At 50.6% G+C, this 12793-nt stretch carries 11 protein-coding genes; 5 read left to right on the forward strand and 6 right to left on the reverse strand.

The features are described from left to right. Positions 1 to 15: 15 nt before the first annotated feature. Positions 16 to 609 carry a transcriptional repressor LexA gene (gene lexA / locus BTA51_RS08865; RefSeq protein ID WP_094707270.1) on the forward strand — a complete coding sequence of 198 codons (594 nt, stop codon included), beginning with the start codon at positions 16 to 18 and terminating at the stop codon, positions 607 to 609. Between the two features lie 103 nt (positions 610 to 712). Here lexA and BTA51_RS08870 read toward each other — a convergent pair whose 3' ends face one another. After that, a complete protein-coding gene (locus BTA51_RS08870; RefSeq protein ID WP_094707271.1) occupies positions 713 to 964 on the reverse strand; it encodes a hypothetical protein in 252 nt (83 codons plus the stop codon). 91 nt (positions 965 to 1055) lie between these two features. Continuing rightward, positions 1056 to 1508 carry a DUF6586 family protein gene (locus BTA51_RS08875; protein ID WP_094707074.1) on the reverse strand — a complete coding sequence of 151 codons (453 nt, stop codon included), beginning with the start codon at positions 1506 to 1508 and terminating at the stop codon, positions 1056 to 1058. 237 nt (positions 1509 to 1745) lie between these two features. Between BTA51_RS08875 and BTA51_RS08880 the strand changes: the two genes are divergently transcribed. Then, on the forward strand, positions 1746 to 3122 hold the full coding sequence (locus BTA51_RS08880; RefSeq protein WP_094707075.1) for a DUF1329 domain-containing protein: 1377 nt from the start codon (positions 1746 to 1748) through the stop codon (positions 3120 to 3122). 51 nt (positions 3123 to 3173) lie between these two features. Here BTA51_RS08880 and BTA51_RS08885 read toward each other — a convergent pair whose 3' ends face one another. The 4 genes from BTA51_RS08885 to BTA51_RS08900 form a co-directional block, all read right to left on the reverse strand. After that, on the reverse strand, positions 3174 to 4022 hold the full coding sequence (locus BTA51_RS08885; protein ID WP_094707076.1) for an SDR family oxidoreductase: 849 nt from the start codon (positions 4020 to 4022) through the stop codon (positions 3174 to 3176). Then, positions 4019 to 5572: a serine/threonine-protein kinase gene (locus BTA51_RS08890; RefSeq protein ID WP_094707077.1), complete on the reverse strand. Its 1554-nt coding sequence runs from the start codon at positions 5570 to 5572 to the stop codon at positions 4019 to 4021. The genes BTA51_RS08885 and BTA51_RS08890 overlap by 4 nt, the downstream gene beginning before the upstream one ends. A gap of 165 nt (positions 5573 to 5737) precedes the next feature. Continuing rightward, entirely contained in the window at positions 5738 to 7630 is a 1893-nt protein-coding gene (locus BTA51_RS08895; protein ID WP_246840979.1) for a caspase family protein, read from the reverse strand. Positions 7631 to 7991: 361 nt separating this feature from the next. Further along, complete coding sequence (locus BTA51_RS08900) at positions 7992 to 8882, reverse strand: alpha/beta fold hydrolase (protein WP_094707078.1); 891 nt, start codon at positions 8880 to 8882, stop codon at positions 7992 to 7994. A gap of 382 nt (positions 8883 to 9264) precedes the next feature. On the opposite strand from BTA51_RS08900, the gene tssA reads away from it, so the two are divergent. The 3 genes from tssA to tssC all read left to right on the forward strand — a co-directional run bounded on the left by tssA (position 9265) and on the right by tssC (position 12725). After that, positions 9265 to 10518, forward strand: a complete 1254-nt coding sequence (tssA, locus tag BTA51_RS08905) for a type VI secretion system protein TssA (protein WP_094707079.1) — start codon at positions 9265 to 9267, stop codon at positions 10516 to 10518. A 183-nt stretch (positions 10519 to 10701) separates the two neighbouring features. Beyond that, on the forward strand, positions 10702 to 11235 hold the full coding sequence (tssB, locus tag BTA51_RS08910; protein WP_094707080.1) for a type VI secretion system contractile sheath small subunit: 534 nt from the start codon (positions 10702 to 10704) through the stop codon (positions 11233 to 11235). Beyond that, complete coding sequence (tssC, locus tag BTA51_RS08915; protein ID WP_094707081.1) at positions 11235 to 12725, forward strand: type VI secretion system contractile sheath large subunit; 1491 nt, start codon at positions 11235 to 11237, stop codon at positions 12723 to 12725. The genes tssB and tssC overlap by 1 nt, the downstream gene beginning before the upstream one ends. The last annotated feature ends 68 nt before the right edge of the window (positions 12726 to 12793 follow it).

Raw genomic sequence — 12793 nt, forward strand, 5'->3', positions numbered from 1 at the left:
TTGGGAGCAACCGTGATAAAACTGACCAAACGCCAGGAACAGGTTCTTGATCTGATCAAGGAACACATTGGAGAGACCGGCTATCCGCCGACCCGTGCAGAAATAGCAAACAAGCTGGGATTCCGCTCCGCCAACGCTGCTGAAGAGCATTTGAAAGCCCTCGCCAAAAAAGGCGCTATCGAGATGGTTCCGGGCGCCTCCCGCGGTATCAGGCTCCCTGAACCCGAGTTCGACGGCATTCCCATTGTTGGCCAGGTAGCTGCCGGCTATCCGATATTGGCCCAGGAAAATATTGAAGACTATTGCCAGGTTCCGAATAGTTTTTTCACACCTTCTGCTGACTACTTTTTGCGCGTCAAAGGATTGAGTATGAAGGATGCCGGAATTCTGGACGGCGACCTGTTGGCGGTCCATAAAACGACAGACGTCCACAATGGTCAGATTGTCGTGGCCAGAATCGGCGACGAAGTCACCGTAAAGCGCTTCCAGAAATTAAAAGGAAAAGTGGTTTTACTCCCGGAAAACGAAGAGTTTACCCCTATAGAAGTGGATGCGAACTCCGAGCCATTTGAAATCGAGGGCTTGGGTGTCGGAATCATTCGACGCTGATCTGTAAATATTGATTTGTAGAAAAGAATTGGTTTGTAGAAAAGAACTGATTTGAAAAAAAAAGAGAGGGACTCCCTCTCTTTTCTTCTCCGCTCGTATCTTTTTAGTGAACGGTCTTTGAAGGCTCTTCCATAGAGGATTTCAGACGAGCCTCTTCACGCATGTTACCAACAGCTTTAATCGCCGCTTTAATCATGGCATGAGCCACATCAACATCTTTATCAGCCAGAAATGCCTTGGCGTCTGCACCAAAGCTAATCTTCACCAGATGCTCACTACTGCTGCCTCCCGCCGGCTGCAGGGCAAAATCACCATTAGCCAGTTGCACAATTTCAAAATAACTACCTGTAGACATTCTTCTCTCCAACAATTCGATTTCCGGTGTGGCTCCGGGTTTGATTCCCGACTGCAATTGCCGGCCTCCCGGCGATAGACGATCAGTCTCATTACCATTCGGTACTTGTTTCCCGCAGCTCCTCAAAACTCTGCTTCATCGCCGCAAGCAAAGTGTTCAGATCCACTGTATCCCCTGTGCCGGAGCTTACCGCAATGACTCTGCTATCTTCTGGCCGAACCTCCTTACGAGGCTGGCGACAACGCTGTATCAGACTTAATAACTGCTCTAACCATTTTCCCTCTGCAGCGAGCAACTTCAAGGCTCTGACTTCCGCGGACTCAATCCCCAACCGGGATTCCAGGTCCTCGATATCAGCAACGGTCTCTTTAATTCTACGTTTATGAGCCAATTCATTAAGAAAACCGTAATAAGCTCTCTCAAGAAACAATATAGCAGCTGTTTCGGCAGCTATTTGCTTTGGCTTCGAATCCGCCTGTGACATTTGATCCAATTGCATACGAGCAAAATACAAATTTTCATTGATGAAAGAGGACCAATTCACCGTTGCAGCCACCTATAGTTACATCGAAAGTTACGCTGAAAGCACAAAATCTTAATAGCTTTTCATCATACAGAAAACGGACATCGTTTTCTCTATCGGTCGCTTTTTTACCAAAACGTTACAAAATTGCACAAATAGCTATTTCAACTAAGGTAATGTTAAAAGCTAATATTCGAACGCATATTCACTTATTGAGTATTTTATAATTCCCATAATACGCGAGCGTATACCACAACTATGAATGCCAACCTGAAACTACGTGTATCCAGCCTTGCATTTATCCTTTCACTGGGAGTGGGATCCTCCAGTGTCCTGGCTAAAATTTCTGAACAGGAAGTCAAAAGACTCGATTCGGAACTGACACCCGTAGGCGGTGAACGAGGCGGTAATGTCGAAGGCACCATCCCTCCATGGACAGGAGGCATCACACAGCCACCCGCCGGATATACTCCTGGCGGAAACTACGTCGATCCCTATGCCAACGATTCAGTGGTCATGACCATTGATGCCAAAAATTTCGGTCAAGTACAGGATAAACTCTCAGAAGGCCATAAGACCCTGCTGAAGAAATATCCCACTACCTACAAGATGAATGTCTACCCATCCCGTCGCAGTGCTTCGTACTCTGAGGACATTTACAAGGCCATCAAGAAGAATGCCCGGGAGGCAACCTTGCTGGACCTTGGAGCCGGCGTGAAAGGAGGTTCAGTATCCAGCCCATTTCCGATTCCCAAGTCGGCTGAGGAAATACTCTGGAACCATGTACTTCGCTACCGGGGAGACGAAGCATCTTCGAGGACCGGATACGCAGCCGTCACCTCCGGCGGGTCCTATACTCCCATTATGACTGAGCGCGACATTATCTTTATCTACGCCCAGGAAGAGTTGGACGCACGCAAACTGGAAAACAAGTTCTTCTATCTGAAGGTCCTGACATTATCTCCACCAAAGCAGGCAGGAAATATCAGTCTGGTACATGAATCGATTGATCAGGTGAGTTCTCCTCGTAAAGCCTGGCAATATTTCTCCGGACAGAGGCGCCTTCGCCGTTCTCCCAGCCTGGCCTATGACTCGGACTTACCCAACACCGACGGCTTGCGAACCACTGACCAGTACGACATGTTCAACGGCGCTCCAGACCAGTATGAATGGAAGATTGTGGGCAAGAAGGAAATGTACGTGCCATACAACTCTTACCGTCTGAACGACAAGGGCGTTAAATATGACGACATCATAAAACCGGGCCATATTAACCAGGATCTGGCACGTTATGAGTTACACCGGGTATGGGTGGTTGAAGGCAACCTACGAGTCGGCATTCAACACCTGTTCTCAAAACGGGTGCTCTATTTTGATGAAGATTCCTGGCAGGTCCTCGTCACCGAAGAATATGATGAAGACGGCAAGTTGTGGCGGGTACAGGAAGGTCACGCCATGAACTACTATGACCAGCCCCTGGTATGGACGGCATTGGAAGTCGTCTACGATTTGAAGAGCGACCGCTATCTGGTGGAAGGTCTGGATAATGAAGAACCTGACGCTTACAACTTTAAGCCCGGGTTTCGGCTGAACGACTTTTCAACGTCTGCTGTCCGCCGGGAAGCCAAACGTTAGGGAACCCTAAAACACATAGCGGGAGGCAATTCCCGCTATGTTGCCTCTTCTTTACTCTCTATTCTTTCCTAGATTGATAAACTTCCGCAATACCCGGCTGTAGCCGACAGGAAAGCCTCTCTGAACCAGATCCAATACTCTGGCATCATTTCCGATTAACAGACGATCTTTCCCCTTTAATGCCGCGCTGATAATTTGTTGTGCCGCCTCTTCCGGTGATACCCGAGCGACCCGGTCAAATTCCTGAACCGCTTTACTCTTATCCACTCCTCCGTCTATACCGGAGCAAAAGCGTGAATTTCGAGCAATATTGGTTTTTATGCCACCGGGATGTACACACAACGTTTTGACATTGGTTTCAGCCAACTCACAGCGAAGAGATTCTGTAAAACCGCGGACCGCAAACTTACTGGCATTGTATGCTGACTGGGTCGGAACTCCGATTAGTCCGAAAAGGCTGGAGATATTCACGATCATTCCGGAGTCCCTGGAGAGCATGCCCGGCAGCACTGCCTGTGTTCCGTGAACGACTCCCCAGAAGTTGATATCCATCACCCATTTGAAATCCTCCACCGACATTTCAGCGACGGTGGCGGACAGAGCAACCCCGGCATTGTTGATCATCATATCAATCCTGCCGAATTGCTCCTCAATTTGCCTGACGAATGCATTAACATCGTCGCGGGAACTCACATCAAGTTGCTCAACCACGCCCCTGGCACCAGATTTTTTGAGCCTTTCAGCGGCACCGTCAGGTTTGATATCGGAAAGCGCCACTATCGCCCCGGAATTCATGCACAGATCAGCCAACGCTGCACCAATGCCAGAGCCCGCCCCGGTAATTGCAACGACTTTGTCCTTTAAAGATAGTGTTTCCTTAGAAGCGAATGCTTTGCTCATTGCGCCGCCGCCATCCTCACCAGCTCCTTATTCTGAGGAAACACCTTCGCGCCCGCGACCGCTTGATTATGCGCCAGGTCACCGTTTCCGTTCTGTTTCAATTCCTGGATTCTATCCACCAAAGTCCGTTCAAGCGTTTCCATTCCGGCGATGGCCTGAGTATTCTCCGGATCAATATCCAGCACTATGCGGTAGGCGTCATAAGCACTAGAGCCGGACGGCGTCACCAGTCGACCTTGCAATTGATGGACCTTCGCCACCCGCAAAAGCTTATCCACTTTAGCAGACAACTCCGGCGGAAGATTTGATGTGGAGCCCACTTCCGCCGTGGCGATATTCTCGGGTGAACCACTGCTTGATACTGACTCGGTGGAAGATGAGGTTGTTGTCGCCACGTTACCCTGATGTTTGGTTTCATCGGGGCTACCGGTCTCGCCAGTTGCAGTGTTCGCTACACCATTATTTGTCACGTCAGTTTTAGCTAGTTGCTCGCCCGTTTTGGGCGTCTTCTCGCCAACGTTTAATTTCTCTGGCGAAGGCAAACCCAGATTCTGCTCGGATGTCTCCCCCGAAGGCGTGGTTACCCCCTGTTTTTCCAATATCTGCGGTATAAAGAATACGGCGGCAGCCGCTCCCAGCAACACCCCCGCTGATGCCCCAACCAATTTGGGAACCTTACTGGGTCCACGCTTGGTTTTACCGGCAGCGGCGTCATCAAGCGATGTAATAAATTCAGCAGCATTCTGGAAACGTTTATCCTGATATTTATCCAGCGCCCTGAACACCACCTGATCGTATGGTTTGGGTAGCGTCGGGATGAGCACTGACGGCGCTTCCGGCGTTGAATGAATAATCTTCTGCATGATGGCAGTTGGACTGTTGGCATCGAAGCAATGCTCGTTGGTCAGCAACTGGTAGAAAATAATACCGGCAGAAAACAGGTCACTGCGGGTGTCGACCGGCAACCCCTGGCATTGTTCCGGCGACATATATCTGGGGGAACCAATAATGGTGCCCACCCGGGTTAGTTCCGAGCTTTCCAGTTTGGCGATACCAAAATCCGTTATTTTGGCCGAACCGTTGCGGGTGATAAATATATTAGCGGGCTTGAGATCCCGGTGAGTAATGCCGTGTTCATGGATATATTTCAACCCGTTGAGGATGTCCTTCATAATCCTCAGGGTGCGGGGCAGTTCAAACCTTTCACCGCTATCCAGAGCCTGTTTCAGCTCAATACCATCCACATACTCCATGACAAAGTACGGCACCCCGTCCTGCTCCCCCGCATCATAAACATTGATGACATTGGGGTGTGACAGTCGGCCCGCAGCCTTCATTTCATTTTTGAAGCGTTGCCGGTATTCGCCACTGGTATCATGACTCAGCAACTCAGGGGACAGAATCTTTATGGCGACGGTTCGTTCAAAGTCCGGGTCAAAAGCCTGGTATACAACGCCCATAGCGCCACGGCCCAGTTCCTTTACAACTTTATATTTTCCGAAAGATTTCGATCCCGACGTTTCCGGCTCATAAATCTGGGTATCTGTCATGAGGTGTAGCAATCCTTAATCTGGCATCAATAGATTCTGTCATCACTCATTGTATATGAATGTCGACGTTGAGCCAGCCCAAGGAGCCAATAGAACCTATTGAACGAGTACACAAAAAAGCCCGGCATTTGCCGGGCCTCTTACAAATATTGGCTTCAGGCGGTATCAACCGGCAGGAACAAAGAAGAATTCTCCCGCTTCGTGTCCAGCGTATTTGATGGCACCGTAGTCAGGAATCTGCTCAAGACCCAACTCTTTGGAGCGCTTACGCACATCCCCCAACACTGACAGGAACAGGCGGTTACCGTCGAGCAGGGACTGATTTCCGTTCAGAGCCTCAATAAAGGAGCGGGCGAACACAGAGTGGGTTCCACCGCCGCTATCCAGCACCGGACGCACACCACCGGAGGTCATTACCGTACGGGCTTTGACTTCCAGCATCACTTCCAGCCATTCCTTCTGAACCTCATCACTGGTCAACGCGCCTTGACGGGCAACTGACGCGGTTGACAGGGTACCGGCATAACAGGAATCCGCCACGACCATGACGTGACGTGCGCGCAGGGTATTCAACTGATCTGAGATGGAGACGTTGGATAACCAGTTTGCGGTATTACCAGGCTCAGCATCAACAGGCAGCCAATATCCACGATCATTTTCCGAGTCCAGCTCACCGTGACCGGCATAATAGATCAGCAGATTGTCTTTCTCGGTCAACTTGTCGCGCATGTCGTTCAACGCAGACAGAATTTCATACCGGTTGGCGTTCAGCACCAATTGAGTGGTGAAACCATAATGCTTACTCAGCAACTCGGCAATTTCCCGGGCATCGTTCTCGGGGGTCTCAAGATCCGTATAGTGCTGGTAGTCCTGGTTTCCTATCACCAAAGCATAGTACCGCCCAAAGCTCACACCATCGAATTCGGGAGACTGGGACTCGGCATCAAAGCTGATATGCTTGGATTTCACCGGGGTGTTCTGGTCCAGGAACATGGTGAACTCGAACCCGACCTGCTGGTCTTCTACGTCCTTGGCCTGCAGTGTCACATTCGTCCGGGCGCCGGTGACCGGTACCGAAACGAAGAAGAGGTTATATTCGTCCAGCTCCACTGGAGCACCATTCACCGTGAAGTTTCGAACGCCAATCGGGCTTTCCACCTTCCCAATCACTTCCTTGGTGCTGACGGCACTACGGAGCAATGCAGTAGGGCCGCTTCGAGTCAGGGAAATAGGGGGATCCAGAATCTGAATAGCAGGCGGCGGCACCATTGAATCCGCCGTCACCATTGCCAGGGTATTATTCTGCTCCTGCTTGCTCGCCAGATCGGCAGCGTCCTTACGGGCTTTTTCCAGCTGAGCTTTGGTCTGCTGCTGGGACGTTTCCAGTTCGGAATATTTGCCCTGCAGGCTGGACAACTCGGTTTGCAGTACTTCGTTGGCAATAATGGTCGATGCATACTGAAGATTATCGCTCTCCAGCCCAGACGCCTTGCGATACCAGTTCAATGCCTCAACAGGATTTTTCTTTACCCCTAGACCTTTCTCGTAAAGGTTCCCCAGGTTGATCTGGGCACGGGTGAAGCTCTGATCAGCCGCCCTGCGATACCAGATGGCAGCGACTTCATAATCCGGCGACAACCCCAAACCTTTTTCGTAAATTTCGCCCACGTACGTCTGCGCTTCCGGATCGCCGGTCTTCGCCTGGTCCAGCCAGACTTTCAGGGCCGTGGCATAGTCTGCCCGGTCAAAGGCGGTATACTCGCCTCCCCTGATAGCACAATCTGACGCGGTAGTTTTCACAGGTCGGCGAGCTGTCAAAAATCGGGCGTTCGCCCCCAACTGGCGGACCTGGCCTGGTAACAGACAGTCAACCACCATCAGGTCGTCTGCCTTCTCAGCACCGTCAGCAGACTCCTGCACCGTGGGACCGGAACAGGCGGACAAACCGAACAGTCCGACTAAAAGTGCAGCGGTCCTGATACGTTTATTATCATGCGCCACCTGATTGAATTGCTTGGCCTGTGCCGCAGGCAATTTAAGATCTTTCACAAACTGCATGGTCATCCACCATTTTGAATTTGATCCAGGTTCATCCTGAAATACTTGATCCGGGGTCATCCTGAAAAAGTTGCCAGGCTGATCCCGACATGTTCATTTTTATTCGACTTCAATTTATTCGACTCCAAGGTCGACACCTTAGACTCGACTTTCGTCATCGATGCATCATATCGCCGATGTATCCGGCTTCCCAATGTGCCAGACAGTGTCGACTCACTTATCTAGAGTTTAGCCGTGATACGACCTTATGGCCCGTTGAAAATGTAACTGGTACTCCGTAAAGCGTTTCTCAGGTCTCAAAACCGTAATTTTTTCTGGTAAGGCTTTGTAAGTATACGTAAAAGAAGCATGAATAAAGGAATTAACCGGACTTCAGCCGCTCTATCATATCCTGCACCAATGCATTGATTTCAGGCCATTTCTGCTTCCATGTATCGTTGTGATCCCCCTCCCACAGGAGGAAATCGGCATGTTGTCTAGCGGCCTCATGCTCTATCCAGTCAGGCGAAATAACGTTGTCTCTACTCGCGGCCAAATGTAATTGAAGAATTTTAGCTGGTAAAACAGGTTCACTCGCCGGATCGAGCGACCCGTATAAAGGGGTATAACTGTGAGACTCCTGCCAGCGTGTCACCTGCAGGTTCCCGGCCAGCGTGATCACGCCCCTGACTTGCGACATCCTACCGGCCAATAACATTGCCAACGTGCCGCCACCGCTATGTCCAATCAATATTAGAGGTCGATCTGTCTTTAAACCGGCCTGGATGGCTTCGACCATACTTTGTACAACAGGGTCACTATAGCGACCGAGAGTAAACCAGTAGGGGTCACATCCGGTCAACCGAAACCCGGTCTTTATTTCGACCGAAGGTTCCGGGGGAGAGACTTCCTTCGCTCCAAAATAGCATGGTCTGCCAACATAAATAGCGCGGCCTGGCCATTGATCAAACCAGTGAAGCAGCAGAGGATCCGGTGATGTAGGATCAAGAGACAACCGGCCCGGCGCAGCCCAGGGACGGCCATCACCTTCTATGACCACCACAACTGCCCCCTCATTATCATTGGCCGCCTCACTATTCCTGAGCCCGATACGATGCTCGAAGAAACGCCCCTCAAACATCAAGGAGTCACCTTCAAACCTAATCCGCTCCTCAGAAGTGGTCTGGCAGCCGGAAATTCCGAACAAAAGCGATAAAGCGAATATCACCTGACAACTAGAGATGCCCCAGGTTTCTGCTATTCTTTCAAACAATTAAATGTATCCTGTAAATTCATCAGGCGGCCCGCGGCCGGAGTGTTGGAGATCAGCCGATAGTTCACATTGCCTGCATTCTGCAGGTCCCCAGGTTGAAAACAAGGCCAGCAGGCTAAATATTACTGTACCCGGGGCTAATGATTTGTGTCACCAATCACCCCTACATTTTGCGTTATCCTGCGTCTGCACCCGAATCCAGGGAGAAATCACACCATCTCCTGATTCAACAGTTGCATGATGAACGCTATACGTATAAATTTTCATAATTTTTAGTAGGTTAGACTATTCTAAATGCAGGCTTCCAGGACAACATACCTTACAGCCACAACACTTCTGAATGACGAACATAAAGCCTTAAGGACCCGGAGGCCCATGCATTATGGCATCTGAACCCATCATAGAAATCGAACCGTTTCTTAAACCGATTGACGACGACAGTCCTGCCGGCCCGGATCTCAGGGAAAACGGTGACAAAGACTACTCGACCGTCAAAGCGGCTCGCCGAAAAATCGTCTCACTGGCCAAAGCCGCCCGCTTTGACCCGAATGTAGAATCCGATTTACTTGAACAATGGCGAGAAATCCGCCGGCTGGCACCCAATATCCTGAAAAGGGGCTCCAAGGATCTGGAAGTCGCTGCCTGGCTGGCAGAAGCACTTCTGAAACTACACGGCTTTGCTGGTCTGCTCGAAGGATTCCAGCTAATTCGCGCTCTGGTGGACAATTTCTGGGACGACATGCACCCCCAACCTGATGAGGACGGCATGGAGACCCGGGTTTACCCCTTAATTTCACTCAACGGGGAAGATGGTACCGGCACGTTGGTTCTGCCGATAAAAAACACCCCCCTGTTTCCTGATAGCGACCCGCAGATCAGTGTTACCGCCTACGGACGGCTGCAGGAAGCCATGCAGATCAATGATCTGGACGAGAGAGCCACCAAAATCCAGGATCTGGGAATCAGCGAAGAAGCCGTCCATCAACAGGTTAACATGGTGGACCCGGCCACAGCTGAAGAGTATTTGAACACCATCGAAGAGGCTATGACCACTTGGGCAGAGCTGGCAGAAGTGATAGACCAGAAATGCCGCGATGCCGATGCCAGCGATGTGACGGTTCCCGTGAGCGGTATCCGTAATGCTTTGGAGGAAGTCAAAGACCTCTATCGACAATTACTGAGCAGCAAACTGGCAAGCCAGGACCTGGTAACCGAGCCTCAGGGAACTGAAAATGCACCCGCAGCGGGAATGACGGCTATGACCAACACCAACGGAGTGGCAGTGGCGACCGGCCCCATCAGAAATCGGGAAGATGCCATCAACCAACTGCTTGTAATTGCTAACTTTTTCCGGACTACGGAGCCGCACTCTCCGTTATGCGGCGCCATAGAGCGTACGGCAAACTGGGCGAAGTTGTCTTTGCAGGATCTATTGAGGGAGTTAATACCTGACGAAGGCGCCCGAATGCACTATGCTCTTATGACTGGAATACAGATCGGTGAAGACGCCACACCGGTCGGTCAGTTGGCTCAAACCGCCAGACCGACTCCGGCACCAACACCGTCTGCTTCACCACAGGAATCTTCCGGAGATTCTGCATGGGGTTCAGAAGCCGACCCACATAGTGGGTTCTAGGGCTAATTGCTTGGGTTTACCACCCATAAACGGAGTTTTTCGCTTTAATTGAGGGATTCCTGAAACTTTTAACGCTTTAACGGGTACTTATGCCACTTACGCCTGACTTCCGGGTTCTGTCGGTGGCATTTATAATTAACCCAGCTAGTATCCAACGATCACCAATACAAAGGGGAGGCAGAAATGTCTGACAGCCTACAGGACAAACTTAATCGGGTACGCAAACCACGCGTACACATTACTTACGATGTTGAAACCGGCGGTGCCGAGGTTAAAAAGGAATTGCCTTTTGTAGTTGGCGTCATGGGCGATTATTCCGGTGATAACCAGGATGCCAAGAAATCACTGAAAGAACGCAAGTTCGTCAATATCGATCGTGACAACTTCAACGAGATCATGGAAAAGGTTGCCCCTACCCTTGATCTGAAAGTCAAAGATGAAACTTCAGACGACCCTGACAAGCAGGTTGCCGTTAACCTGGAGTTCAACTCAATCGAAGACTTTGAACCACAAAATCTGGTTAAGCAGGTTCCTGCGCTTAAGGAATTACTTGAAGCACGTAACCGTCTGCGTGACCTGCTGAGCAAAGCCGACCGCTCTGAAGAGCTGGAAGGACTACTGGAAAAAGTATTGTCCGATGCGGATAAAATGGCCGTATTAAGCAAAGAAGTAGAAGAACGTAGCCCGAAACAAGAAGATGATGGAGGAGACGCCTGATGAGCGACGCAGAATTAGAAAGCCAAGGAGCCGCTGGAGAAGAGGAAGCCGGCAGTTTGTTGGATATGGCGATTACTGCCACTAAACAGACCGCTCCAGAACAGGCTCAAGATTTGATTGCCAACCTGGCCAAACAGGCCGGTGCAGGCATGGTGAAATGGGACCGCAACCTCACCGTCACTATCAACAAGGCTATAGACCAAATCGATGCACTGATGTCAAAGCAGCTTGCTGCCGTCATGCATGACGAAAAGTTCCAGAAGCTTGAAGGCTCCTGGCGTGGTATGCATCACTTGGTGATGAACTCTGAAACCGGAGCTGGCCTGAAGATCCGCATGCTGAACCTCAGCAAGCGCGAACTATACAAGGATCTGGACAAAGCCGTTGAATTCGACCAAAGCCAGATCTTCAAGAAAGTCTATGAAGCAGAATTCGGCACTGCCGGTGGTGAGCCTTATGGCGCCCTGATCGGTGACTATGAATTCTCCAACCACCCAGAAGATGTGGAACTGCTGCAAAATATGGCAGGCGTCAGCGCTGCCGGATTCTGCCCGTTCATTTCCGCCGCCGGTGCACAGATGTTCGGTTTCGACGATTTCACCGAACTGTCCACCCCAAGGGATCTGGAGAAAATCTTCGAGACTCAGGAATACATTCCCTGGAGAAGCTTCCGGGATTCTGAAGATTCCCGTTTTGTTACCCTGGTTATGCCACGCGTATTGTCCCGTATGCCTTACGGCATGAACGGTAAATCCGTGGAAGACTTCAACTACGAAGAACTGCCGATTGATTCAAAAACCGGTAAATCCGCCAAGGTAGATCACGATCAGTTCACCTGGATGAACGCAGCCTATGTCATGGGTACCACCCTGACCCAGGCATATGCACAGCACGGCTGGTGCGTGGCCATCCGTGGCGCTGAAAACGGCGGTAAAGTAACCGGCCTGCCTTCTCACCTGTTTGTCAGCGATGATGGTGACGTAGATCAGAAATGTCCTACCGAAGTAGGTATTACTGAACGTCGCGAATTCGAACTGTCCAAACAAGGCTTCCTGCCACTGTTGCACTACAAGAACACCGACTATGCGGTATTCTTCGGTTCACAGACCGCACAGAAGGCGAAGAAATACGACAAAGCCGACGCTACTGCCAACGCGGCCATTTCCGCGCGTCTTCCTTACATCATGGCAACCTCTCGTGTCGCTCACTACCTGAAGGTAATGGCACGCGACAAGATTGGTTCCTTTATGGAGGCTAAAGACGTGGAGCGCTGGTTGAACAACTGGATTAACACTTACACCAACAGTAATCCGGATGCCAGCCCTGAAATGAAAGCCAAGTTCCCATTGGCAGAAGCCAAAGTGGAAGTGAAGGAAAACCCAGAAGCACCTGGTTCTTACAGTGCCGTTGCGCACCTGAGACCTTGGCTGCAAATGGAAGAACTGACTTCCTCTCTGCGTCTGGTAGCAGAAATCCCCAAAGGCGGTTGATTTCTGGTTCTTGTTGGAGTTGGTGGCCCCGTGCCGCCAACTCTTTACCTATCATCACACCACACTGA

The organism is Hahella sp. CCB-MM4 (assembly GCF_002260525.1).
Taxonomy (GTDB): domain Bacteria; phylum Pseudomonadota; class Gammaproteobacteria; order Pseudomonadales; family Oleiphilaceae; genus Hahella.